The 24,733-nt window shown below is 66.3% G+C and carries 17 protein-coding genes; 5 read left to right on the forward strand and 12 right to left on the reverse strand.

The window, feature by feature from the left end:
* The 10 genes from BTN82_RS15410 to BTN82_RS15455 all read right to left on the reverse strand — a co-directional run bounded on the left by BTN82_RS15410 (position 1) and on the right by BTN82_RS15455 (position 15,396).
* Positions 1–774, reverse strand: coding sequence for an HpcH/HpaI aldolase family protein (locus tag BTN82_RS15410; protein ID WP_075119988.1), 774 nt, complete (start codon positions 772–774; stop codon positions 1–3).
* Entirely contained in the window at positions 768–2,630 is a 1,863-nt protein-coding gene (locus tag BTN82_RS15415; RefSeq protein ID WP_075119989.1) for an IucA/IucC family protein, read from the reverse strand. The genes BTN82_RS15410 and BTN82_RS15415 overlap by 7 nt, the downstream gene beginning before the upstream one ends.
* Positions 2,631–2,654: 24 nt before the next feature.
* A complete protein-coding gene (locus BTN82_RS15420; protein ID WP_186828399.1) occupies positions 2,655–4,073 on the reverse strand; it encodes a DHA2 family efflux MFS transporter permease subunit in 1,419 nt (472 codons plus the stop codon).
* On the reverse strand, positions 4,073–5,293 hold the full coding sequence (locus BTN82_RS15425) for a type III PLP-dependent enzyme (protein ID WP_075119991.1): 1,221 nt from the start codon (positions 5,291–5,293) through the stop codon (positions 4,073–4,075). The genes BTN82_RS15420 and BTN82_RS15425 overlap by 1 nt, the downstream gene beginning before the upstream one ends.
* A complete protein-coding gene (locus BTN82_RS15430; RefSeq protein ID WP_075119992.1) occupies positions 5,286–7,070 on the reverse strand; it encodes an IucA/IucC family protein in 1,785 nt (594 codons plus the stop codon). The genes BTN82_RS15425 and BTN82_RS15430 overlap by 8 nt, the downstream gene beginning before the upstream one ends.
* A gap of 232 nt (positions 7,071–7,302) precedes the next feature.
* A complete protein-coding gene (locus BTN82_RS15435; RefSeq protein ID WP_075120007.1) occupies positions 7,303–8,679 on the reverse strand; it encodes a diaminobutyrate--2-oxoglutarate transaminase in 1,377 nt (458 codons plus the stop codon).
* Between the two features lie 360 nt (positions 8,680–9,039).
* Complete coding sequence (locus BTN82_RS15440; RefSeq protein WP_075119993.1) at positions 9,040–11,466, reverse strand: TonB-dependent receptor; 2,427 nt, start codon at positions 11,464–11,466, stop codon at positions 9,040–9,042.
* Between the two features lie 67 nt (positions 11,467–11,533).
* Entirely contained in the window at positions 11,534–12,496 is a 963-nt protein-coding gene (locus BTN82_RS15445; protein WP_075119994.1) for a FecR domain-containing protein, read from the reverse strand.
* The gene (locus BTN82_RS15450; RefSeq protein ID WP_075119995.1) at positions 12,496–13,008 is read right to left on the reverse strand and encodes a sigma-70 family RNA polymerase sigma factor; all 513 of its coding nucleotides are present in this window, start codon (positions 13,006–13,008) and stop codon (positions 12,496–12,498) included. The genes BTN82_RS15445 and BTN82_RS15450 overlap by 1 nt, the downstream gene beginning before the upstream one ends.
* Before the next feature lie 243 nt (positions 13,009–13,251).
* Positions 13,252–15,396, reverse strand: coding sequence for a phosphocholine-specific phospholipase C (locus BTN82_RS15455; protein ID WP_075119996.1), 2,145 nt, complete (start codon positions 15,394–15,396; stop codon positions 13,252–13,254).
* Positions 15,397–15,676: 280 nt separating this feature from the next.
* Between BTN82_RS15455 and BTN82_RS15460 the strand changes: the two genes are divergently transcribed.
* Positions 15,677–18,376 (forward strand): hypothetical protein, encoded by a 2,700-nt coding sequence (locus BTN82_RS15460; RefSeq protein WP_075119997.1) that lies wholly within the window; start codon positions 15,677–15,679, stop codon positions 18,374–18,376.
* A 20-nt stretch (positions 18,377–18,396) separates the two neighbouring features.
* Here the strand turns inward: BTN82_RS15460 and BTN82_RS15465 are convergent, their stop codons facing one another.
* The gene (locus tag BTN82_RS15465) at positions 18,397–19,314 is read right to left on the reverse strand and encodes a helix-turn-helix domain-containing protein (protein WP_075119998.1); all 918 of its coding nucleotides are present in this window, start codon (positions 19,312–19,314) and stop codon (positions 18,397–18,399) included.
* Positions 19,315–19,477: 163 nt separating this feature from the next.
* Here BTN82_RS15465 and BTN82_RS15470 point away from each other — a divergent pair, with 163 nt between their 5' ends.
* The 4 genes from BTN82_RS15470 (at position 19,478) to BTN82_RS15485 (ending at position 24,300) form a co-directional block, all read left to right on the forward strand.
* Positions 19,478–20,836 carry a glutamine synthetase family protein gene (locus tag BTN82_RS15470; protein WP_075119999.1) on the forward strand — a complete coding sequence of 453 codons (1,359 nt, stop codon included), beginning with the start codon at positions 19,478–19,480 and terminating at the stop codon, positions 20,834–20,836.
* A gap of 289 nt (positions 20,837–21,125) precedes the next feature.
* Positions 21,126–22,214, forward strand: a complete 1,089-nt coding sequence (locus BTN82_RS15475; protein ID WP_075120000.1) for a polyamine ABC transporter substrate-binding protein — start codon at positions 21,126–21,128, stop codon at positions 22,212–22,214.
* The gene (locus BTN82_RS15480) at positions 22,211–23,512 is read left to right on the forward strand and encodes an NAD(P)/FAD-dependent oxidoreductase (protein WP_075120001.1); all 1,302 of its coding nucleotides are present in this window, start codon (positions 22,211–22,213) and stop codon (positions 23,510–23,512) included. The genes BTN82_RS15475 and BTN82_RS15480 overlap by 4 nt, the downstream gene beginning before the upstream one ends.
* Before the next feature lie 110 nt (positions 23,513–23,622).
* Entirely contained in the window at positions 23,623–24,300 is a 678-nt protein-coding gene (locus tag BTN82_RS15485) for a hypothetical protein (protein WP_075120002.1), read from the forward strand.
* Between the two features lie 55 nt (positions 24,301–24,355).
* Here the strand turns inward: BTN82_RS15485 and BTN82_RS15490 are convergent.
* On the reverse strand, positions 24,356–24,733 hold a 378-nt coding region (locus BTN82_RS15490; RefSeq protein WP_148169559.1), incomplete at its 5' end, for an EAL domain-containing protein.

Raw genomic sequence — 24,733 nt, forward strand, 5'->3', positions numbered from 1 at the left:
TCAGTTTCCTTCTAGAGAAAGGGTGGCCAACCTGGCCTGGAGGGCACGAAAGGCGATGCCGCGTTCGTCGCCGAGGACAAAGGCGCGGACCCCGCGCTCGCGCCAGCGGCCGAGGTCGCCGCTTTGCCTTGGAATCGCGCAGTACGGCACGCCGGCATGGTCCGCCGCCTGCCAGCTGTCGAGCAGCGCCTGCTGCACCGCCGGCTGGTCGATCTGCCAGGGCATGCCGAGGGATTGCGACAGGTCGGCGGCGCCTTCGAGGATCATGTCCAGGCCCGGCACCGCGGCGATCTGCGCGGCGTTGTCGACCCCCGCGGCACTTTCGATCATCGCCACCAGCAGGATCTGTGCATTGGCCTGGGCCACGTACTGCGCCAGGCTGTGCTTGCCGAAACTGCCGGGGCGCCCGGCGTTGAGGCTGCGCTGGCCCAGCGGGTGGTACTTGCACGCGGCGACCGCCGCCGCCAGTTGCGCGGCGGATTCGATCATCGGCAGCACGATGCCCTGGGCGCCGCCGTCGAGCAGGCGCAGCAGGGTTTTCGGGTTGAGGTCGGCGACCCGCACCAGCGGCGTCAGCTCGTAGGCTTCGGCCGTGCGGATCATGTGCTCGACGGTTTCCGGATTGATCAGCACGTGCTCCATGTCGATGATCACGAAGTCGAACCCGGCCTCGGCGATCAGCTCGATCGACGCCGGCGCCGGGATCGACGCGATCAACCCGTACACCGTCTGCCCGGCCGCCAGTTTGCGTTTCAGCTGGTTGGTTCTCAGCATGTCTGCGGCCTGTAAGCGTGCAGCGGGTTGGGCACCGACTTGAAGCGCCGTTCGCCGTCGCCCAGCAGGCGGCGCTTGGTCAGCTCCTCGACTTCGTAGCTCGGCGCGAACACGTCGAACAGGCCGAAGCGGTCACGGTGCTGCGGGTGGGCCGCCTGATAGTCGAGGATCACCTCGGCGGTCATCTGCCAGAAGCGCCCTTCGTCCAGTTGGTAGTGCTGGCGCAGGAAGATCGCCATTTCCGCCAGGCAGATGAAGAAGAAACAGTCGCAGGAGAAGTCGCGCACCGCGTTGACGTCGTCGGTGAGGATGAAGGAGTTGCGATTGAGCGCCGCGTGGCTGGCCGGCAACGGCACCAGCTGCGGGCACAGTTCGGGCCGCCCCAGGTGCGCCGGCGAGTAGCGCACGCCGTCGTGGAAGTCTTTCAGGGCGATGCGCTGCGGCCAGCCCTGCTTGACGATCAGCACGATGTTCTGGCCGTGGGACTCCATGCCGATGCCTTCGGCGTAGAGCATGTGGATGATCGGCGGCACCGTGACCTTGAGCAGCTGGCGGGTCCAGTCCTCGAGGCCGTACTGGCGTATCCAGGCGTCGATAAAGGGCTGCTGCGGCCCCTCGGCGTAGCGGTTTTCCACATGGCTCAGGCCGTTGAACGGCACCGCCTGCTCGTCGGTCTTGAGGTACTGATGGAGGCTTTCGCGCCAGATCGCCCCCAGGGTGCCGTAGGCCTGGACCGCGCGGGATTGCGGCAAGTGCGGGTAGTCGAAGCTGACCCCGGCGACTTCGCCGAGGATCACGAAATCCAGGGCGCGGGCGGTGCTGTCGCTGGCGATCAGTTGCTGCAGCCAGTCGGTGATGATCGGCCCGTTCAGCACCGTGTGCCGCGCCAGGATCCGCGTGCTGGAGGTGTTGGTCATGCTCATGGCCAACTTGACGTAGGGCCGTTCCTTGACCGTGGCATTGGCCAGGGTGCGGATCGACTGCTGGGCCTTGTACTCGTCAATCGAGGCGCCGAGGTAGATCAGCTCGCCGCTGAGCAGCTCCGGGTAGAAGGTCGAGACAATCACATTTTCCCATTGCCACGGGTGCACCGGCAGCAGTTGGTAGTCGTCCAGCGCCCTGCCCTGGCTAGCCAGTTGCCGGGCGACCTGTTGCCAGCGCTGGGCCCCCAGTTCCTGCTGGATAAAAGCCGGAAAATCGATCTTGCGCGAATGGTTGGACGCCGCCCGTTCGCGCGCTACCGCCAGCCACACCACGCCGATCGGCGTGGCGAATTCCGGGCCGTAGGCCTGGTTGTCGGCCAGGGAAAAACCGATCCGCGACTTGTAGCACGGGTGGTAGCTGTGGGCGTCCATGAAGTGCTGTTCCAGGGCGTCGACGTCCAACTCATGGGCCGGCACCGCGGCCCGATAACCCTGGTTGCGGGCTTGCAGGTCCTTGAGCTGGGTCTGCTCCAGCTCCTGGATAAAGCGCCCCAGGTGCGGGCTGTCCTGGTAGTCGCCGAGCAGTTCGGCCAGGGCCTGGTGCAGGTCCGGCACGCTGCGCTGGCCACTACCGTCGACCCGTTCCAGGCTGGCCGGGTCGAGGCGGATCAGCTCGAAACTGGCGCTGAGCAGCCCGTCGCAGCGGTACTCCACCCGCGCCTGCTGGCGATCGAGGCCGAGCACCACGAAGCGCTGCAAGCCGTTTTCCAGGGGCGTGCTGTCGAAGCGCAGCACGCCTTCGTAGAACAGGGTCTGCAACAGCTGGCCGACCACCCGCTGCCGGACTTTTTCGTTGATCCGCGGATCCACCGCGGCCAGCCAGGCGCCGGGGCCGGAGCCGTTGCTGGAGGTTGTCGAGCGTGCAATCGCCATATTCATACCTTGGGCAAAGAAGGGTTAACGGTGTTCGAGCGCGCCGGGCAGTGCCTCGGGCGTCGCGTCGGAATGGGGAAAACGCCAGGCGCAGGGCAACGCCAGGAGGATCAGCAGGCCGGTGACCACGAACACTTCGCTGATGGCCCCGGACAGGTCCAGGGCCCCCGCCAGCTCCGCCTGCGGGGCGCCGGCCAGGCGAAACTCCAGCCACAGCGAGGCGATGACGATGGCCAGGGACGACAGCAGGCGCCGCGAGATGTTGTTCATCGCCGCGCCCTGGGTGACCATCGGCTCGGGCAAGGCATTCAGCCCGGCGGTGGTCACCGGCATGTAGGACAGGCCCAGGCCCGCGCCGCGCAGCATCATCAACCCGAACACCAGGCCAATGCCGGCGCCGGCCGGGAGCAGGCCCAGGGCCAGGGTCGAGAGCCCGGTCAACAGCAAGCCGATAGAGACCACCCCGCGCGGCCCATGACGGTCCAGGGCCGTGCCGCCCAGACGCCCGAAGAGGCTGGCGAACACCGCGGTGCAGAGCAGCGCCAGGCCGGTCCAGATAGCGCTGTAGCCCAGCACCGTCTGCACCAGCAACGGCAGCAGCACCAGGCACTCGAACATGCCCACCGACTGCACCACGGCAATCAACACGCTCAGGCGATAGCCGCGCAGGGCGAAGATCCGCAGGTTCAGCAGCGGCGCCTCGCGGCGCAGTTCCAAACGCACGAACGCCGCCAGGCACAGCACGCCGATCAGCAACAGGCCCAGGTTCAGCGGGTCCGTCAGCGCGGCGGCCTGGTGCAGGCGGCTGATGGCGAACATCAGCAGGCCGATGCCCGAGGCGATCAACAGGTAGCCGGCCAGGTCGAACGGCTTGCGTTCGGCCGGCTCCGACGCCGGCAGGATGGCCAGGCCCATCAGCAGCGCGAGCAGGCCGATCGGCACGTTCATCAAAAACAGCGAACGCCAGCTGAACCACTCCAGCAGCAGGCTGCCGCACAGCGGCCCGAGCGCCGGCGCGAGCATCACCGCCGCGCCCCACAGGCCGGTGACCCGGCCGCGCTCGTCCTTGGCGTAGACCGCGAAGATGATCGCCAACGACAGCGGGATCATCAGCCCGCTGGCGATGCCCTGCACCACCCGCGCGACGATCACCCAGGCGATGGAGTCGGCCAGCGCGCCGAGCAGCGAGCCGCCGACGAACAGCGCCACGCCCCACAAGTACAGCTGCCGGCGCCCCAGGCGCTGGGCCAGGAAGCTGGTCAGCGGCATGGTCATGCCCATGCTGGTCATGAACGCCGCGACGATCCAGGTGGCCAGCAGCGGGCCAATGGCGAAGGCGTCCATGAACGCCGGCAGCGCCGGGTTCAGCGAACTGTTGTTGAGGCTGACGGTCAGGGTGCCCAGCAGCACGTTGACCACCACCCAGCTGCGCGGGGCCTTGATCACAGTGCCGCCCCTTCGAGCAACCGGCCCTGGCGCAGGAAGTGCTGCGCCGGCCGTGGGTGGCAGAGAAAGTCGGCGTGGGAAATGTTGTAGCCGTAGGCCCCGGCCATCGGCAGCACCAGCAGGTCACCGACTTCGACACCCTTGAGCGGCTGGGCGCGGCTGAGCACATCCTTGGGCGTGCACAGCTGGCCGACCACGGTCCAGGCACGCTCCGGCGCCTGCTCGTCGCGCCGCCCGCGCGGCAGGTGGATCAGCGGGTGGTCGTGGCTCTGCGCCGCCGGCAGGCGGAACTGGTGGGTGCCGCCGCGGCACACCAGGAAATGCTCGCCATGGCTGGTCTTGGTGTCCAGCACCTCGATCACGTAGTAACCGCAGAAGGCACTGATAAAGCGGCCCGGCTCGAAGCGCAGGATCGGCGCCTGGCCGCCCTGCTCCGCCAGCCGCCGTTCCAGGTGGCGGCACAGGCGCTGCCAGTCGAACTGCCGGCCGCTCAGGTAGTCGACGCCGATGCCGCCGCCGACGTTGAGGTGGGTCAGCTGGTGCGGATGCGCCGCCAGGGCCCGCCACTGCGACCAGCGTTGCAGGTAGAAATCCAGCAGTTGTTCATGGCGTTCCACCGATTGCTGGTGGGACATGGCGTGCACATGGAAACCCTTGAGGCGCAGGTGGCTGGCCCGATCGACGCGTTGCACCGCCTCGGCCAGTTCCGCCTCGTCGATGCCGAACGGCGTGGCGGTGCCGGCCATGGCCAGCCGGCTCGACTGGTTCTGCGGCAACTGCGGGTTGATGCGGATAAATACCGCCTGCACCCGTCCGGCGGCCGCGGCCAGGCGTTGCAGGCGCTCGATCTCGTTGAGGCTTTCCAGGTGCACCGCTTCCACGCCGTGGGCCAACGCCGCGCGCAGGTCGGAATCGAGCTTGCCGGGGCCGGAAAACACATACGGCTTGGGCGTCGGGCACGCCGCCACCCGCTCGATCTCGCCACCCGAGGAAATCTCGAACCCCGTGACCAGCGGGGCCAGCGCCGCCAGCACCGGCGCCTCGCTGTTGGCCTTGATCGCGTAGTACAGCTCGACCCCGACCGGCAGCGCCGCCATCACCTGGCGCACATGGGCCTGCAAGGCGTCGAGGTCGTAGATAAAGGCCGCCAGCGGGTCGGCGCTGTCGGCCCGGGCACGCTCGATAGCACCCAGGAGCGTCGGGGACAACTCAGCCATAACGCGCCTCCTCGCTCCACGGCGAACTCAGGCTGACGTAGCCGGCCTGGCGATCGGCCTTGGCCGCCAGGCGCACCTTGAGGTTGGTCTTGCAGGCGATCGGCTGGCCGGCGATCAGCGCGTCCAGCTCCGGCGCCGGACGCACCAGCTCCGCGCGGATGGCGCGCAACTGCCGCTCGACCCTTTGCCACATCGCCGGCGCCAGGTGCGGGCGCTCCCAGCTCAGGGCCAGCACCGCCTCGGACAGGTTGTTGATCAGCAGGCAATAGGTGATGCGGCTCCAGCCCTGCTCGCGGGAATACAGCAACGACTGGCGCACCCGCGGGTGCAGGCCGACGTCGATCTGCGCCATGCCCAGCTCGTCGGTCAGCTTGACCCCCTCGAAATCCCGCAGCAGCAGCTGTTGCGGTCGGCCCTGGTCGTGGATCAGCACGCTGTTCTGCAAGTGCGGTTCCATCACCACGCCATGGTTGAAGAACAACGCCAGCACCGGCCGCAGCAACAGCGCCTGGTAACGGTCGAACCAGTCCACCAGTTGCGCGTCGGCCAGCTCGCGAGCGTCGAAGCCTTGCAGGAAGTCGTGCACCAGCGGCCGCGAATGGATGTCGCGGGCAAACAGGGTGCCGGCCATCACGCTGCGCTCGGCGCCGGCGCGACGGCAGAAGTTTTCCCGCAGGATCGCCCCGGTCTGCTCGCGGAACCAATGCGCGTCGGCCTCGCTGGCCTGGGCCGGGGCCCAGCTCATGGAGCCCGGCTCGGCCACCGCCGAAAGGCCGCCGAGCGTCTGGGCCTGGGTGCGCTGCAAGCGCTGGAACAGCTGGTCGATGATCAGTGTGCTTTCCAGCTCGTACCAGGCGTTCTTGCGCACGCAGTTGGTGATGCGCACGTTCAGAGAGCCCTTGATGAAATAGTCGTGGCCCTCGATGTACCAGGTGCGCATCGACGCGGTCGGGCTGGCCAGCGGCCCGGTCGCCCCGCGGTCCACCACCTCGCCCAGTTCCAGCAGGCGCTGCACGCGGCGGTCCTGCATGAACAGCTCGGCCTGCACCGGGTGCATGCAGATCAACGCATGCCCCGGACGCGCCCGGCCCTGGTCGGCGAAACCGGCCATCACCTGTTCCTCGCTGAGGCCGTTGGCGGTCACGCGCAAGCCTTGGCGCGGTACCTCGAACAGGTGCAGCGCGGTCTCGGCCTGGAATTCCGGGGCGTAGGTTTCCTGGGCCAGGTGCGCCGGCCACAGCCGCGCCTTGGGCGCCGGGTGGTTGGGGTGGCCGAACCACAGGCCCTGCTCGCTGGCCAGGTAGCCGCTCAGCGGCGCCGGGCCCTGGCCGTCCATGTTGTGGGCAACGATGGCGGCGGTCAGCAGTTGGCTTTGCAGCACCTGGTCGAGCAACTCGTCGTTGCTGGCCCGGGTCATGTGCTCGCACGCACCGAGCAGGCGCTCGACGAATTCGCCGAACGCCAGGCAGCGCCAGGTTTCGCCGTCGCGCCGGGCATACACGTCGGACAGGTAACGGTGGCTGCCGAGGTGGTCGCGGCGGTCGACCATGACGAAGAACTGCTGCCGGTTCGGCAGGTCGATGGTCAGCGGGATGCCCTTCCATTCCAAACCGTCCAGGTAGCTGCCGGGAGCGATGCCCTGCATCTCGGGCGGCCAACGGTAACTCAGGCAGTTTTCCGGCAGGGCGAACTCTTTGATCAGGCAATTGAGCAAGGCGCGCGTAGTCGCCAGTTCACTGACCATCGTCGATAAAACAGTGCGATCCGAATAATTCATAGCTGCTCCACAGTCGCCCGTGCGGTCATTGGTTACGTGATGTCGCGACAAAGAGTTAGTTATAGGCCGGCCACAATAAAAAGCCGACAGTTACCCGTCAGGCAAACTCGCCTGTTTGTACTTTCAATAAACAATCTACGGCTCGAAGTTATGACAACGAGAGGTCACCGTATAAAAATGCCACACGTTCATTAATGCCTTCTGCGCGTGCGTAATATCCGCCCCGGCAACTTCAGGAACGGGTCTGCAACAAGGCGTCGGCCACCGCGCGGGTAAAACGCTGGATGACCTGCTGGCATTGTTCGTCGTCGATGATCAGCGGCGGCAACAGGCGGATCACATTGCCGCGACGCCCGCCGCGCTCCAGCAACAAACCCTGTTTGAAACAGTGCTGCTGGATGGCCACGGCCAGGGTCGGGTCCGTGGGGTAATGCCCGTGGCGGTCGGCCGGCTCGCGCTCGTCGACGATCTCGATGCCCAGCATCAGGCCGCGCCCGCGCACCTGGCCCAGGGCCGGGTACTGCGCCTGCAAGGCCGTCAGCTGTTCCTTGAGCCACTGCCCGCGACGCTCGGCCAGGGCCGCGACGTTCTGCTCGCGCAACACCTGCAAGGTCGCCAGGCCCGCGGCCATGGCCATCTGGTTGCCGCGGAAGGTGCCGGCGTGGTTGCCCGGCTCCCAGGCGTCGAACTCGCGCTTGATGCCCAGCACCGCCATGGGCAGGCCGCCGCCCACCGCCTTGGACATGACGATCATGTCCGGCTCGATGCCGGCGTGCTCGAAGGCGAACATCGTGCCGGTGCGGGCGAACCCGGCCTGCACTTCGTCGAGGATCAGCACGATGCCGTGCCGCTGGGTCACCTCGCGGATCGCCCGCAGCCAGCCGGCCGGCGCGCAGTTGACCCCGCCCTCGCCCTGCACCGCTTCGAGGATCACCGCCGCCGGCAGCGCCACGCCGCTTTCCACGTCTTCGATGAACTGGCTGAAGTAGTGGCTCAGCGCCTCGACCCCGGCCTCGCCGCCGATGCCCAGCGGGCAGCGGTATTCATGGGGGTACGGCATGAACTGCACGCCCGGCATCAGCCCGGCGATGGCGTGCTTCGGCGCGGTATTGCCGGTCAGCGCCAGGGCGCCGTGGGTCATGCCGTGGTAGGCCCCGGAGAAGCTGATGACGTTGTGCCGCCCGGTGTGAGTCTTGGCCAGCTTCAGCGCCGCTTCCACCGCGTCCGCCCCCGACGGCCCGCAGAATTGCAGGCAATAGTCGCGGCCCTGGCCGGGCAACAGGCTGAGCAGGGTTTCGCTGAAGGCGTCCTTGACCGCGGTGGTCAGGTCCAGGGTGTGCATCGGCAGGCCCGACGCCAGGAAGCTGTCGAGGCTGGCCATGACGGCTGGATGGTTGTGACCCAGGGCCAGGGTGCCGGCGCCGGCCAGGCAATCCAGGTAGGTCTTGCCTTCGACGTCGGTGACCCACACGCCATGGGCCTTGGCGATGGCCAGCGGCAACTTGCGCGGATAACTGCGCACGTTGGATTCGAACTTGCCTTGCCGGGCCAGATAATCGGCATTGGTTCTTTGCAGGGGACTAGTGCGCAATATGCCATCATTCAACATCTGTTCGCCCTCGTTAAATTCGATCTGCAAATTATTATCATTACTTAAGTAGCGCAACTGCTTTATCCAAACTTATTTGGAATAGTTACCTGGCATTTGCGGATATAAGTTAAATAGCGCGTGCACGCCAAAGACCCAGTTATTAAACCTGGGAAATGTCATCAGCGGCGCCATGAATTCGCCATGTTATTGCCATCTTTCTGATAACTTTGTTAGTTGTCATTAAATGGCTAACCTCTCATTCAAGAGAGCAGCAACTTCATTAAGTAATAACGGGCATGCATCCTTCCTCGACCGCCAGGCGGTCATGGCCGATCAACAAGACGGGGCGCCCTTCCCTGTGGCGCCGGTTCGGGTGTTTCAGAAACCCACAGTGGCCGAGAGCAGCAAGGTTCGCGGAGTGGCCAGGGTCAGGCCCGGCTCGCTGTCGTCCGAAGCGCCGGCGGAGCTCCAGTAGCGCTTGTCCAGCACGTTCTCGACGTTGGCGCGCAAGGTGATGGCCTTGTCGTCGAGCTTGAAGGCGTAGCGCGCGCCCAGGTCGAAGCGTTCCCAGGAATCGATTTCCTTGGTGTTGGACTGGTCCAGGTACTGCGAGCCGGAATAGATGCCGCGCGCGGTCAGGGTCAGGCCCTGGACTTTCGGCACGTCCCACTCGGCCCCCAGGTTGACGTTGTACTTGGGCGTGGCCGGCGCGCGGTTGCCGTCGAAGGTGCCGTTGGTGGTGTCCTTCAATTCGCTGTCGATGTACATCACCCCGCCCAGCAGACGGAAGCCCTTGAGCGGCTCGCCGAACACGCTCAGTTCCACGCCGTCGTTCTGGCGCTTGCCGTTGGGGCCGAAAACCCGGGTGGTGGCGTTGGTCTCGTAGGCCGGCTGCTTGATGCGGAACACCGCAGCGGTCAGGGCGAAGGCGCCCGCGTCGTACTTCGCGCCGGCCTCGACCTGGCGGCTGACGAACGGCGGGAAGATTTCGTCTTCGTTGATCGAGGTCGACGGCGCGATCTTGCCCTGGCTCAGGCCTTCCATGTAGTTGACGTACAGCGACAGCCGGTCGGTGGCCTTGAACAGCAGGCCGCCCGACGGCGAGACCTTTTCCTCGTCGTAGGCGGTGTCGCCCTTGATGCCATCGCTCCAGTCGTCGACCTTGACCCGCTGCCAGCGTGCGCCGAGGGTCAGCAGCAGGCGGTCCTCGAAGAAGCCCAGGGTGTCGGACAGCGCCACGCCGCTGAAGCGGTTCTCGGTGTAGACCTTGGGGTCGATGCGCGTCGGCCGGGTCGGCGTCGGGGTCGGCCGCGGGTGGTAGATGTTGCTGCCTGACGAGGCATAGCGCGCGCCGCCGTTTTCGAAGTCCATGTAGAAGTAGCTGGCGGCCAGGTTGACCTCATGGCTGACCGGGCCGGTATGGAACCAGTTGCGCACGCCCAGGGTAGTGGTGCGCACGTTTTCGTCGCGGGTGAAGTCCCGCGGCTGCACACTGAAGTCGCCGGCGTCGTTGGTCACCGAAACCGCATGGCGCAGGAAGTCGTGATTGCTTTTGCGCGCGCCCACGCCGCCATACAGCATCACCGAGTCGCTCAGGTCGTACTCGGCGTTGACCGTGCCAAAGGTGTCCTTGGTGCGCGCCTTGCTCCAGGACTGCGCATAGTTGTCGCGCACGTCGTCGGCGTCCGGCACTTGCGCGTTGGGGCCGACCTGTACCCGCTCCTGCGGGGCGTCGGTGTCGCGCTCGGTGTGGCCGATGTCGGTCGACAGGCGCAGGCGCTCGCCGCGAAAGTCCAGGCCCAGCACGGCCATATCGCGGTCCACGCTCTGGTGGTCCCAGGTGGTGTCGCCAGACTGCTTGACCGCGTTCAGGCGCACGCCGAACTTGTTGTCCTCGCCGAAGCGGCGGCCGATGTCCAGCGCGCCGCCCACCTGGCTGTCCGAGGCGTAGCTGCCGGTGAACTCGGTGATTGGCTGGTCGGTGGCGCGCTTGGGCACCACGTTGATTCCGCCGCCCACGCTGCCCCGCGGCGAGATGCCGTTGATCAGCTGGGTCGGGCCCTTGAGGATGTCCACCCGATCGGCCATTTCCATGTCGATGGTGTAGGTCGGCAGCACGCCGTACAGGCCGTTGTAGGAGACGTCGCTGTTGAACAGGCTGAAACCGCGGATGGTGAACTGCTCGTAGCGCCCGCCCGCCGGGTTGGTGGCCCGCACCGAAGGGTCGCTGGCGATCAGGTCGCCGAGGGTGCGCGCCTGCTGGTTCTTCACCGCCTCGCTGGTGTAGGTGGTGATGCTGAACGGGGTTTCCATGAAGTCCTTGGAGCCCAGCAGGCCTTGCGAGCCGCGCCGCGCGACCTGGCCGCCGGCGAACACGTCGCTGTCGGTCGCGCCGCTGGCGCCGAGGATCGAGGTCGGCGCCAGTTGCAGGCTGCTGCCTTGCGGCGCCGGGGTCAGGATGTACGCCTGCTCCCCCACCGCCTGCAATTGCAGGCCGGAACCCTGGAGCAAGCGGGCGAAGCCCTCTTCCACCCCGTACTCGCCGGACAACCCGCCGCTGTTGCGGCCGCCGACCAGCTGCGGGTCCACCGACAGGTTGACCCCGGCCAGGCCGGCGAAGCGGGTCAGCGCGGCGCTCAACGGGCCGGCCGGCACCTGGTAGCTGCGCCGTGCGGCGGCATCGGCCGCCCAGCCGGTGGACACGAACAAGGGGCTGGAGCTCAAGGTCAGCATGAGGCCCAAATGCAACAACGGACGCAGGCCCGGGGCAACCGGACGCAAGCGATAAGGCAATACTGCGGGCATGAAGGAAGCTCTCGTTTTCTGTTCACTTACCTGGAATGACCGGCGAGGCGAAAAAAAGGGACAGGCTTCAGGCGATATTTTTTTGCGCGGCGTTGGGGCGTGGCGTCAGGGTCACCCAATAGCGGGTGCGCGAATGCACATCCAGCGGCAGGCTGGCGGCCAGCAGCGCCAGCACGCGGTCGGTGTTGTCGAGACGGAAACTGCCGGTGACCCGCAGGTTTTCCAGCGCCGGGTCCCAGCGCAAGAGCCCCGGGCGATAGCGGCTCAGCTCGCGCAGGAAGTCGCCCAGGGGCTGGTTCTGGGCCATCAGCACGCCGTCGCGCCAACCCGGCAACTGCGCGTCGAAGGCATCGATCTGCCCGGCGCCGTCGGCGCGCAGGCGAATCCGCTGGCCTTCGCGCAACTCCAGTTGCGGCCCCTGCAAGGGTTGCAACTGCACCGAGCCGCTGACCACCGAGACCCGGCAATCGCGCTCGTTGAGGCGCACGCAGACTTCACAGCGGCTGACGATGATCCGCCCATAGGGTGCCTGGATGGTCAGCGGCGCGCTGCCGTTGACCTTGAGCGCCATCTCGCCGCGCACCAGGGTCATCTGCCGCGCGCCGAGGTCGACGTTGACCGCGCTGGCGGTGTTCAACTGCAAGCTGCTGCCGTCGGCCAGGGACAGCCGGCGGTGTTCGCCGGTGCCGGTCTGCAGGTCGGCGCGCCACACATCCAGCGGCAGCTGCCGGCCCAGCAGCCAGGCGGTCGGCACCAGCGCGGCGACGCCCAGGGCGCGCTTGAGCACCGCGCGCCGCGCCGGGTCGGGTCGGTCCAGGGTGGCCATGGCCAGGGCCGAAGGCAGCGCGGAAAAACGCTGGCGCAGCAACTGCGCCTTCTGCCAGGCGTTTTCGTGCTGGCTGTCGCTGTTACGCCAGTGCTGCAGGCGCGCATGATCGTCGGCGTTGGCCGCGCCGGACTCCAGCAGCGCCAGCCACTGCGCCGCGGCGCGGGCCACCTCGCGGGCTTCGCCGGACGGCGCGGCGCGCATCACAACAGCTCCGCCAGCAGGCAGTGTTCGTAGGCCTGGGCCATGTAGCGCTTGACGGTGCGTTCCGAAATATCGAGGCGCTCGGCGATCTCGCGGTAGCCCAGGCCTTCCAGCTGGCTCCAGAGAAACGCCCGGCGCACCTGGGCTGGCAGGCCGTCGAGCAATTCGTCCAGGGCCTGCAGGGTTTCCAGCAGCACCCAACGCTGCTCGGGGGACGGCGCGCAGTCTTCGGGCAGATCGGCCAGGGCGTCCAGGTAGGCCTGCTCCAGCTTGCGCCGGGTGTAGAAGTTGCTCAGCAGGCGCTTGCCCACTGTCACCAGGTAGGCCCGCGGCTCGCGCATATCGACGATCTGCTGGGAACTGGCGAGCACGCGCACGAAGGTGTCCTGACTCAGGTCCGCCGCATCCCAGGCGTTGCCCATGCGTTGGCGCAACCAGCTCTCGAGCCAACTGCGATGGTCCCGGTACAGGGCATGTAGGCTGTGCTCCGGAGGCGTCGCTGCGTCGATCATGTCTAGAGGCCCTGCGCGAAGGATGGCTTAAATGAGACTGATTCTAATTAATGTTCATGTCGTAAACCAAGCCCTTTTGTGTGATTCGGTCGGTGTTTTGGTACGGCGGGAATTATCGGCAGGCGCTCTGGAATCGCTGTGCGACCCGGCTGGCAACGGCCTGCGAGACGCCAGGGAACAAGGCCCTGGCGTGCTCTTGAGGCGCGGCCCCCGACCCCTTGCGGGCCGGGTACCGGTACGCGGTTACACGCCCATCAACGGGTCGCTGATGCTGTGGGCGCCGGTTTCGAGACGCCCGGCCAGGCGCCGCAACCAGCCACCTTCGGCGCGCACGGTGAGGTCGTACCAGCCGCCGCTGGCGTGGCAGGCGAACATCTGATGGATCTCGCTGCGCCCCGGCACGTCAAACCGCCACGGCCCCTGATGGGTGTAGGGGCAACGCTCGATGGTGATCGACACCGACTCCTTCCCGGGGTTGCTCAGGGTCAATTGCAGGTTGTTGCCGCGGCTGAACAGCGACACCTCGGGCTGGCGCTCCAGCAGGTTGCCGTGGAAGCTGCGGTGGAAACCGTTGGGCCCCAGCAGCCAGAGCTTGTAGCGCCCAGCGGTCTGCCAGCTGTCCTTGAGTTGCTTGCCCGCCTCCACCGTGTAACGCCGCGGCACGTCCAGCAGGTGCAGGCGATCGTAGACATGGAACACCGCACCCTGCTCGCCGCTGTTCTGCAGGTTCAGGGTCAGGGACAAGGCCTTGCGCCTGGCCTTGGCCTCGACGTTCAGGCGATACGGCAAGGCCCGCGACGGCCGCGCCACGCGTTGCTGCTGCGGCAGGTGCTGGCGGCTGGCGTCCGGCAACGGCACCTGGGCCAGTTGCTCCTGGCGCTGGCGCAGCAGGTCAGCGTTCTGCCGGGTGGTGGTGTGCAGCGGCGGGAGGATTTCGCTGTTGGGGTTGACGAAGTTGAAGGCCGAGGTCAGGTCGCCGCACACCGCGCGACGCCAGGCGCTGATGTTCGGCTCGCGCACGCCGAAGCGCTTCTCGAGAAATTGCAGGACCGAGGTGTGGTCGAACGCCTGGGAGTTGACCCAGCCGCCGCGGCTCCAGGGCGACAGCACCAGCATCGGCACCCGCGGGCCGGGGCCGTAGATGCCGCCGTCCGGTTGCGGCTGCTGGGTGGTGCCGGGCGGCGCCGGGTGGGTGAACACCTCGCTGTCGAAGTCCACCGTGGACTTGCCGGCGAAGCTGCCGTCCAGGCGCCGCGAGGGGGCCGACGGCGACGGCAGATGGTCGAAGAAACCGTCGTTCTCGTCGTAGTTGACCAGCAGCACGGTCTTGCTCCAGACCTCGGGGTTGTCGGTCAGGGCCTTGAGGATTTCCTGGGTGAACCAGCCGCCCTGCACCGGGCTCGACGGCCCCGGGTGTTCCGAGTAGGTGGCCGGGGCGACGATCCAGCTGACCTTGGGCAACTTGCCCTGCTGCACGTCGTTGCGAAACCCCGCGATCATGCCTTCCAGGTCGCTGCCGCTGCGCGCTGGCAAGGTATTGCCATTGCCCTTGTACAGCGGCACCCGGGCATTCAGCGCATCGCTGTAGGGCACGAAGGCGGTGAAGCCTTCCGGCGGCTGCGCCGGGTTGCCGGCCGCCACGCTGGCGCGGCGGTACTGGCGGAAACCGGCCAGCGGGTTGTCGCCGAAGTTGTCCGGCAGGTACTGGTAGATCTTCCAGCTCACGCCCCGCTCTTCCAGGCGCTCGGGGTAGGTTTTCCAGGTGTAGCCGACGTCCACCGCGCCCGGGCCGTCCCATTCGTTGACCACCGCCGCGACGTTGGCGCCGGTCGGGCCGTTGGTGCCGGTCCAGTGGAACAGGCGGTTGGGGTTGGTCCCGGCGTGCACCGAGCAGTGGTAGGCGTCGCACAGGGTGAAGGTGTTGGCCAGGGCGAACTGGAACGGCAGCTCCTGCTCGCGGTAGTAGCCCATGGAAGTGTTGGTCTTGAAGGTCGGCCAGGCGCTCATGCGGCCGCTGGCCCAGGCCGCGTGCTCGTCGACCCACGAATGCGGCGTGCCGTTGACGCGCTGGGCGTTGCCCCGCGAGCTGTCCAGGTGGTACGGCAGCACCAGGCGGCCGATGCCCTGCTGCTCCCACACCGAGCGCTTGCCGGGCAGCGGGATGGTGAAGCGGTCGCTGAACCCGCGCACCCCGGGCAAGGTGCCGAAGTAGTGGTCGAAGGAGCGGTTTTCCTGCATCAGGATCACCACGTGCTCGACGTCGCGAATGGTGCCGGTGCGGTTGTTGGCGGGGATCGCCAGGGCCTGGCGGATGGAGTCCGGGAGTAAGGTGAAGGCCGATCCGATAGCGGCGGCCTGCATCAGCTTCCTGCGAGTAAGAATAGGCATACGCGGTTGAATTCCTTGAAGTTACAGAGCGGGAAATAGCGGCCCACGCAAAGTAGTGACCTCAAGTAACAGGTAAGTTACACACTATGTTACAGGTCGGGATCAACGCCTTTATCAACTGCATTAACACTATAAATTCATGATTTTTAATAACATTTCTAAATAAAGAAATTTTCATGAACTTCACTTCGGCCAATGGCTTGCCGGCCGAAAAATGTGACGCGGTTCTGCTTTAATCCATTAAGCACAATGCCACTACCGCGACAGCAAGGAGCGAAACATGGACTCAGCCGAGCAGCATTACGCTGGAGAAAAGGACCGCATCAACAACCGCCGTACTGCCCTGGGTCTCACCTGCCTTCCCCCGTCTCCCCCGTCTCCCCCGTCCGACGGCCAACCCCATAAAGCCTGGGGGCTGGCGTTGTCCGGCGGCGGTATCCGCAGCGCCACCTTCTGCCTCGGCGTGCTGCAGGCAATGGCCCGGGCCAAGGCCCCCGACCACGCCGACGACAACGCGCCAGACGACACCGGCAACACCCTGCTGCCGCGTTTCGACTACCTGTCCACGGTCAGCGGCGGCGGTTACATCGGCAGCTTTTTCTCCAGCCTGTTCATCCCCGACCGCCTGCGCAAGGCAGCGCCGCAAGACCCGGAGAACGCCCCTGAGAACGCCCCCGCCCCGACGCCGGCCCTTTCGCCCGAGCAGCAGGCGGCCAAGACCGCGGCCGACCATGCCTACGAGGTGCTGCGCTACGAACCGCCCCGGCGGATCAGCACCGGCATCAATTACCTTGAAGCGCCCGTTGGCATGGGCCCCACGGCCTGGCTGCGGGAAAACGGCCGTTACCTGACCCCCACCGGCTCCGGGGACATGCTCTATGCCCTGGCGATCACCTGGCGCAACTGGCTGTCGCTGCACTTGGTGATCGGCATGCCGATCCTCCTGGTGCTGGCATCGCTGATGCTCCTGAAAATGCTGGGTCTGGAGCTGTTCATGTTGCCCGCCGCGGTCTTTGCCCTCGGCCTGTTGCCCTGCTGCCTGGCCTACTGGCTGGTGCTGCCGGAAACCAGCCTGGGCGACGCGCCCAGCCTGGGCAACTTCGCGGCCAAGGCCTGCGGGGCAACGGCGCTGGTGCTGATCCTGGTCCGGGCCCTGCTGCCCGACGACACGCCGAATGTGCGCTACCTGCTGCTGGCCCTGGCGGCGGTGGCGGTGCTGGGCGTGATCTACGCCGCGGGCATGATCTCGCGCCTCAAGCGCGAAAGCGCGCACGCCGACAGCGACAACGGGATCTTCACCGTGCGCAATTACCGGGTCGAGATCACCCGGCTGCTGGCAAACATCATCGTCGCCCTCGGCGTGTCGTTCTTCGCCGCGTTCCTGGTGTCGCTTTCCGAAGAGATCTACCACAACCTCAAGACCCTGACCCTGGGAGCGACAGGCACCCTGCCGCTGCTGATCTGGCTGGTGCGCCAGCTGGCGCTGCTGCAGGACGAAAAGACCCTGCCGGACTGGCTGCGCAAGATGCCCCTGGGCCCCCTGGAGCTGATCGGCGGGGTCCTGCTGCTGGCGGTGGTGTGCCTGGTCTGGATGCTGTTCGTGGTGTGGATCGCCGCCGACGGCAGCGTCCGCACGCAGGAAGACGGCTACGTCCTGCGCCTGCTCCTGCTGGTCGCAATCGCGGGCGCCCTGACCTGGGTGACCAGCCGTTTCGTCGGCTTCCTCAACACCTCGTCGTTCCAGGGCTATTACAGCGCGCGGCTGGTGCGGGCCTATATGGGCGCCTCCAACGGCAAGCGCTTCAACGGGACCGACGAGCAACGGCGCAAGCACATGAGCGTGGCCGAACCGCTGGCCAACGACGATATCAGCGTCAAGGACTACTACGCGCCCAATGCCGGCCCGCTGCACCTGATCAACGTGACCATGAACCTCACGGTCGACCCCGCCGAACAGTTGGTGCAGCGCGACCGCAAGGGCAAGCCGCTGTGCCTGGCGCCGGGCCTCGTCGACGCGGAAAGTGCAGACAAGGGCCAAGGCACGTTCATCCTCGACGGCAAGTTCTACCCGCGCGGCCAGGAAAACATCGCGAAATCGGAAATCGACTATCCGCTGAGCATCGGCCAATGGATCGGCCTCTCCGGCGCGGCCTTCACCACCGGCCTGGGGCGTGCCACCAACCTGGGCATGTCGCTGCTGCTGGGCCTGGCCAACGTGCGCCTGGGCAACTGGTGGCCCAGCGGCTTTATCGACGGCCGGCCCGCCGCGCCGCAAACCCTGGGGCTGAAGATGTCGCGCTGGCTGCCGACCCACACCTACCTGTTCTACGAAATGACCGCGCAATTCCACGGCCATCGGCGCGACTTCCAGTACCTCTCCGACGGCGGCCACTTCGAGAACACCGCCGCCTACGAACTGCTGCGCCAGGAACGCCAGGTCGAGCTGATCGTCCTCTGCGACTGCGGCTGCGACCCCGACTACCAGTTCGACGACCTGAGCAACTTCATCCGCCTGGCACGCATCGACCACGGGTTGGAGATCCGCGAAAACGCGGACATCGCCGAGCGCGAGGGGCTGCGCGACGTGTTCGGCTGCATGGCGGACTTCCAGGTTGCAGCGTCGGGCAAGGACCGGCGCTGCGCGCTGCTGCTCGACGTCTACTCCTGCGTTGAACCGGGCAAGCGGATCAGCCGCGTGCTGGTGCTCAAGCCGCGGCTGATCGCCGGGCTGTCGCTGGACGTGCTCAACTACGCCCTGGCCAACAAGAGTTTTCCCAACCAGACCACCGCCGACCAGTTCTTCGACGAAGCCCAGTTCGAGAGCTATCGCAAGCTCGGCCTGAGCATCGGCCAGACGTTGTTTGGCGACGGCCCCAACGGCCCCGCCGACGACGCGGTGGCCAAGGCGTTGTGGGCGTACCTCGACGACTCGCAGGCGGAGGCTGCCCCTTCAGAAGCGCCTTCGAGCGAGGAAGACTGAGCCCCAATGGCCGAGGACGCTCAGCGCTGCCCGCGCTTGAGCGTCTCGCTCGGCAGCTCCTTGAACAACGCTCGGTAACTGCTGGAAAACCGCCCCAGGTGCCAGAACGACCAGCGCATCGCCACCTCGGCCACGGTGGTTTCGTCGGGGCCGCGGCTGAGCAGTTCGCGGTGCGCGCTGTTGAGCCGGCGCAGGCGCAGCCACTGGGTCGGGGCCATGCCGACGAAGGTCTTGAACGCGCCTTGCAACTGGCGCAGGGAGACCCCGGCGACCTGCGACAGCTCCAGCAGGTTCGGCGTGTCTTCGGGGCCGTCCGCGGTCCATTGCGCCGCCCACTCCGAGATCCGCTGCATGATCGCCCGCTCCTCGGCGCGCCGGCGCAGGCCGCCGCTGTCCAGGCGCACGCAGGCCTGGTCGAGGATGAACAGGCAGTCTTCGAGCAATTGCTGGGTCAGGGCTTCGCGGCTCGGCGGATCGAGGGTCTGTGACAGTTGCGTCAGGGTGCTGCTGAGCCAGCCGCTGAACAAGGCGTTCTGCCCGCAGGTGAGCGGCGCCAGGAACAACCCGTCGAGGCGCTGCGCATCGAGGCCGTGGCGCTGGACGAACTGCGGGCCGAACACCACGGCGACTTCGCGGTAGTTCTCCGGGGTGATCCAGATATTGCGGCTCTCGCCGTTGAGCAGGTACAGGGCGTTGTCGCTGCGGTCGAAACAGAACGCCAGGGAGTCCTCGGGCGCGCTGAAATTCTGCTCGACCCGGGTGTTCATGCATTCCTCGTAGATCTGCACACCCTGCAGGTCGAGGTAACGCACCTGGCCGGCGAAATGCCCGGGCGACATCTGCTGGTAATGCTGCACCCAACCCGGGGTGGCACGGATCTGATCGGCCACATCGAAGGTGTTGAAGGCCTGGACCTGAAGAGCTGTCGACGCTGTCATGAGATGACCTTTGCGCACTCTTTTGGTGCACTTTGGTGCTGCTTAAAGTGGATAGATGCTGCCGCAAGGCTTGCCCAAGATAGTCGTCAACGCGCCGCAGGGGAAGCCTTGCAGGTCGGCGAAGCGGCCGCGCGCGTTTCCAATAATCATTGTCGAGGTCTTTATGAATGCCCCTTTCGATCAGCTGTCCGCGTGGCTGAAAGAACACCAGATTACCGAAGTGGAATGCGTGGTCAGCGACCTGACTGGCATCGCCCGCGGCAAGATAGCGCCCACCAACAAGTTCCTGCATGAGCGAGGCATGCGCCTGCCGGAAAGTGTGCTGCTGCAAACGGTAACCGGGGACTTCGTCGACGACGATATCTACTACGACCTGCTGGACCCGGCCGACATCGACATGGTCTGCCGCCCCGATGCCACAGGCATCTACCTCGTGCCCTGGGCCCTGGAGCCGACCGCCATCGTCATCCACGACACCTTCGACAAACTCGGCAACCCTATCGAACTGTCGCCGCGCAACGTGCTGAAGAAAGTCCTGCAGCTGTACGCCGACAAGGGTTGGCAGCCGATCGTCGCGCCGGAAATGGAGTTCTACCTGACCCAGCGCTGCGAAGACCCGGACCTGCCGCTCAAGGCCCCGCTGGGCCGCTCCGGCCGCGCCGAAAGCGGGCGCCAGTCGTTTTCCATCGACGCCGCCAACGAATTCGACCCGCTGTTCGAGGACGTCTACGACTGGTGCGAAGCCCAGGGCCTGGACCTCGACACACTGATCCACGAAGACGGCCCGGCGCAGATGGAAATCAACTTCCGCCACGGCGACGCCCTCGACCTCGCCGACCAGATCACCGTGTTCAAGCGCACCCTGCGCGAAGCCGCGCTCAAGCACAACGTCACCGCCACCTTCATGGCCAAGCCGGTAGCCGACGAACCCGGCAGCGCCATGCACCTGCACCAGAGCGTGGTCGACAGCGCCACCGGCAAGCCGATCTTCGCCGATGCCGACGGGCAGATGAGCGAGCTGTTCCGCCACCATATCGGCGGCCTGCAGAAGTACATCCCCATGGTGTTGCCGATGTTCGCGCCCAACGTCAATTCGTTCCGCCGCTTCCTGCCCGACACCTCGGCGCCGGTCAACGTCGAGTGGGGCGAAGAGAACCGCACCGTCGGCCTGCGCGTGCCGACCTCCGGCCCGGAAGCCATGCGCGTGGAAAACCGCCTGCCCGGCGCCGACGCCAACCCTTACCTGGCCATTGCCGCCAGCCTGTTGTGCGGCTACCTGGGCATGGTCGAAGGCATCGAGCCGAGCGCCGCGGTCGAGGGCCGGGCCTACGAGCGGCGCAACCTGCGCCTGCCGATCACCATCGAAGACGCCCTGAGCCGCATGGAAGAGTGCGAAACCATCGGCCGCTACCTGGGCAGCAAGTTCGTGCGCGGCTACGTCGCGGTCAAGCGCGCCGAGCACGAGAACTTCAAGCGCGTGATCAGCTCCTGGGAACGCGAGTTCCTGTTGCTCAGCGTCTGAGATGGTTGCCTCTGTAGCCGCTGCCAAGCGCCAGCGCGGCTGCGTACGATGGCGCAGCCATCGCCAGACCAGCGCATGCGGTGTGCCTGATACCACGTGGTTGCCGGGTTTGCGGCGGCTGCGCCGCCGTACGCAGCCGCGCTGGTGCTTGGCAGCGGCTACAGGACCGCGCAGGTCGCGGGTCGCGGGTCGCGGGTCGCGGGTCGCGGGTCGCGGGTCGCGGGTCGCAAGAGCATGGCGCGCCATGCGCCTTTGAGAAACCAATAAAAACCAAGCAAGGGGTATCGCTATGCGTCTATGGAAATCGATGGTTCCGCTGGCCCTGACGGTGCTGTGCAGCGCCGCGGCCCAGGCCGGATCGAGCGTCAGCGTGTACAACTGGACCGACTACATCGGCGAGACCACCCTCGCCGACTTCCAGGCCAAGACCGGGACCAAGGTGGTCTACGACGTCTTCGACTCCAACGAGACCCTGGAAGGCAAGCTGCTGGCCGGGCGCACCGGCTATGACGTGGTGGTGCCGTCCAACCACTTCCTCGCGCGCCAGGTCAAGGCCGGGGCCTTTCTCAAGCTGGACCGCGCACAGTTGCCCAACTGGCAGAACCTCGACCCGAAACTGTTGACCCTGCTGGAGCGCAACGACCCGGGCAACCAGTATTCGGTGCCTTACCTGTGGGGCACCAACGGCATCGGCTACAACGTCGACAAGGTCAAGCAGGTACTGGGCGTCGACCATATCGACTCCTGGGCGATCTTCTTCGAGCCGGAAAACCTGAAGAAGCTCAGCCAGTGCGGCGTGTCGATGATGGACTCGCCGGACGAAGTGTTCCCCGCGGTGCTCAACTACCTGGGCCTGGACCCGAACAGCGAGAACCCCGAGGACTACAAGAAAGCCGAAGCCACGCTGCTGGCGATCCGTCCGTACATCACCTATTTCCATTCCTCCAAGTACGTCTCGGACCTGGCCAACGGCAATATCTGCCTGGCCTTCGGTTACTCCGGCGACGTGTTCCAGGCCGCCAACCGCGCCAGGGAAGCCAAGAACGGGGTGAAGATCGCCTATTCGATTCCCAAGGAAGGCAGCAACCTGTGGTTCGACCTGCTGGCGATTCCGGCGGACGCCAGCAACGCCAAGGAGGCCCACGCCTTCATCAATTACCTGCTCGACCCGCAGGTGATCGCCAAGGTCAGCGCCTATGTCGGCTACGCCAACCCCAACCCGGCCTCGCAGCAGTACATGGACCCTGAGCTGGTGAACAACCCCGAGGTCTATCCGCCCCAGGCGGTGCTCGACAAGCTGTACATTTCCAGTACCCAGAGCCCGCAGACCATGCGCCTGATGACCCGCTCCTGGAGCAAAGTGAAGTCCAACAAATGAACCAGCACAGCCACACACAACACGCCCGCTCCTACTACGCCGCCTCGGCCAACACGCTGCCGGACTACCCGGCGCTGGAGGCGGACCTGACCACCGACGTCTGCGTGATCGGCGGCGGTTTTACCGGGGTCAACACGGCCATCGAACTGGCCCAGCGCGGCCTCTCGGTGATCCTGCTGGAGGCCCGGCGCATCGGCTGGGGCGCCAGCGGACGCAACGGCGGGCAACTGATCCGCGGCATTGGCCACGATGTCAGCGGCTTTGCCCGCTACGTCGGCGCCGAGGGCGTGCGTTACCTGGAACAGGCCGGCATCGACTCGGTGGCGCTGGTCGGCCAGCGGGTGCGCGAACACGGCATCGACTGCGACCTGCGCTGGGGCTTCTGCGAGCTGGCCAACACCCCGGCGCAGTTCGCCGCGTTCAAGGCCGAGCAAGCCCATCTGGCGACCTTGGGCTACGTCCACGAAACCCGCCTGATCGCCCCCCAGGACATGGCCCAGGTGGTGGCGTCCCCGGCGTATGCCGGGGGCCTGCTGGACATGGGTTCCGGGCACCTGCACCCGCTCAACCTGGTGCTCGGCGAGGCCGCCCTGGCGGCCTCGCTGGGGGTGCGGATCTTCGAGCAGAGCCCGGTGCTGGAGCTGATCCACGGCGACAGCGTTCAGGTGCGGTGCGCGGGCGGCACGGTGCGCGCCGGGCGCCTGGTGCTGGCCTGCAACGCTCACCTCGACGACCTGGAGCCGCGGCTCTCGGGCAAGGTGCTGCCGGCGGGCAGCTACATCATCGCCACCGAGCCCCTGGCGCCGGCCCTGGCCGCCGAGCTGATCCCGCTGAACCTGGCGCTGTGCGACCAGAAGGTCGGCCTCGACTACTACCGGCTCTCGGCGGACCGGCGCCTGCTGTTCGGCGGCGCCTGCCACTATTCCGGGCGCGACCCGGCGGACATCGGCGCCTATATGCGGCCGAAGATGCTCAAGGTGTTCCCGCAACTGGCCGACGTGCGCATCGACTACCAGTGGGGCGGCAAGATCGGCATCACCGCCAACCGCTTCCCCCAGGTCGGACGGCTGCGCCACTACCCCAACGTCTACTACGCCCAGGGTTATTCCGGGCATGGGGTCAACGTCACCCACTGGACCGCGAAGCTGCTGGCCGAGGCCATCGGCGCCGGCCACAGCCAGGGCCTCGACGTATTCAGCGCAGTGCCGCACATGACCTTCCCCGGCGGCCGGGCCCTTCGCGCGCCGCTGCTGGCGCTGGGCATGTTGTGGCATCGCTTGCGCGAAACCCTGGGCTGACGAGCGCGGCGGCACTGGGCACCGCCGGTTTCTCCGGAAACCGGTGGAACAACGTTCGACCTTGGCTACGCTGTTCCGAGAACAATCTTGCGGCCGCGCCAGGAGGCCTTATGTCATCGCCTTGGAACTCGCTGGAAATCACCAAGCTTTTTTTCAATGCGCTGACCCCGCTGACGATCTTCGGCATCGGCCTGATGGTGACCACGGCCAACGAGAAAACGCGACTGGACCAACAAGAGAAAGCCACTATCGCGGCCTATGAACGCGCCGTCGTCGAAAAGAACGAATCCAAAGACCGAGACATTGCCAAGTCCGTGATCGAGCGCTTGCAGCATGAGGACGCCTGTACGCGCCCTACTCATCTGCAGGCACTAATCGCCATGGCCACCCCGGATCGCGCCCAGTCGCTGCAAAAGCTGCTCTCCGAGCAGTGCGACTTGCCGCAGACCGCAATGACGAATACGTACGAGGCCGCTCGCACGAACGAAATCAGCGGCATATTGAGCGACCTGCGCGGCTCGGCACGCAGGGCCGCCCGAGAACGGCTCAAGACCCTGTTCGAAGCCGACAAAACCTTTGTCGGGCCGCTGATCGCCCGCTACATGGCCGGTAACCTCGACGATTATCAAGGCATGCTCGGCGCACTGGTCGTGCTCGGCAGCGCCAACGGCGGTTGGTCGCCCAACCCTCGGATTGCTACGCAGCTCAAGGCTCTGGAGGGCAATACGAACCTCAAGGACAAGACCTTCAAGGGTTGGTACGACAAAGCCCTCGCCAACGAAAAATAAATCTCTCGGCGTCGCCACAGCCCCTTCAATAGGACGCACTGGGTCGCTAAGCGACTCAGTCCACTGCCACCCCCTTCGTCACGACGCCACGCAACCGGCACTGCACGCCCAGCCGGTCAAGCCGCGGCCGGCCGAACAGGTAGCCCTGCCCCCACTCGCCGCCGCAGGCCGTGGCCAGGGCACGGTCGGCCTCGCTCTCGATGCCTTCGATGATCACGCAGGGCGCCAGGGTCTTGCACAGCTGCACCAGGTGTTTCAGGGTCTGCGCGCTATTGGGTTCGCCGCGCGCGCGTTGCAGGTAACCCTGGTCGATCTTGACCATGTCCGGGCGGGTGCGGCGGATGAACTCCAGGGTTCCCAGGCCCGCGCCGAAGTCGTCGACCGCCACCCGGCAACCCAGCTCGCGCAGGCACAGGACAAACTCGATGGCCGC

Source organism: Pseudomonas chlororaphis (assembly GCF_001921865.1).
In the GTDB taxonomy this organism is placed as follows: Bacteria; Pseudomonadota; Gammaproteobacteria; order Pseudomonadales; family Pseudomonadaceae; genus Aquipseudomonas; species Aquipseudomonas chlororaphis_D.

Bases quoted from the DNA above. Each gene is read 5' to 3' on its own strand.
- BTN82_RS15410 (WP_075119988.1), bottom strand. From the start codon at position 774: ATGCTGAGAACCAACCAGCTGAAACGCAAACTGGCGGCCGGGCAGACG.
- BTN82_RS15415 (WP_075119989.1), bottom strand. From the start codon at position 2,630: ATGGCGATTGCACGCTCGACAACCTCCAGCAACGGCTCCGGCCCCGGC.
- BTN82_RS15425 (WP_075119991.1), bottom strand. From the start codon at position 5,293: ATGGCTGAGTTGTCCCCGACGCTCCTGGGTGCTATCGAGCGTGCCCGG.
- BTN82_RS15430 (WP_075119992.1), bottom strand. From the start codon at position 7,070: ATGAATTATTCGGATCGCACTGTTTTATCGACGATGGTCAGTGAACTG.
- BTN82_RS15435 (WP_075120007.1), bottom strand. From the start codon at position 8,679: ATGTTGAATGATGGCATATTGCGCACTAGTCCCCTGCAAAGAACCAAT.
- BTN82_RS15440 (WP_075119993.1), bottom strand. From the start codon at position 11,466: ATGCCCGCAGTATTGCCTTATCGCTTGCGTCCGGTTGCCCCGGGCCTG.
- BTN82_RS15445 (WP_075119994.1), bottom strand. From the start codon at position 12,496: ATGCGCGCCGCGCCGTCCGGCGAAGCCCGCGAGGTGGCCCGCGCCGCG.
- BTN82_RS15450 (WP_075119995.1), bottom strand. From the start codon at position 13,008: ATGATCGACGCAGCGACGCCTCCGGAGCACAGCCTACATGCCCTGTAC.
- BTN82_RS15455 (WP_075119996.1), bottom strand. From the start codon at position 15,396: ATGCCTATTCTTACTCGCAGGAAGCTGATGCAGGCCGCCGCTATCGGA.
- BTN82_RS15460 (WP_075119997.1), top strand. From the start codon at position 15,677: ATGGACTCAGCCGAGCAGCATTACGCTGGAGAAAAGGACCGCATCAAC.
- BTN82_RS15465 (WP_075119998.1), bottom strand. From the start codon at position 19,314: ATGACAGCGTCGACAGCTCTTCAGGTCCAGGCCTTCAACACCTTCGAT.
- BTN82_RS15470 (WP_075119999.1), top strand. From the start codon at position 19,478: ATGAATGCCCCTTTCGATCAGCTGTCCGCGTGGCTGAAAGAACACCAG.
- BTN82_RS15475 (WP_075120000.1), top strand. From the start codon at position 21,126: ATGCGTCTATGGAAATCGATGGTTCCGCTGGCCCTGACGGTGCTGTGC.
- BTN82_RS15480 (WP_075120001.1), top strand. From the start codon at position 22,211: ATGAACCAGCACAGCCACACACAACACGCCCGCTCCTACTACGCCGCC.
- BTN82_RS15485 (WP_075120002.1), top strand. From the start codon at position 23,623: ATGTCATCGCCTTGGAACTCGCTGGAAATCACCAAGCTTTTTTTCAAT.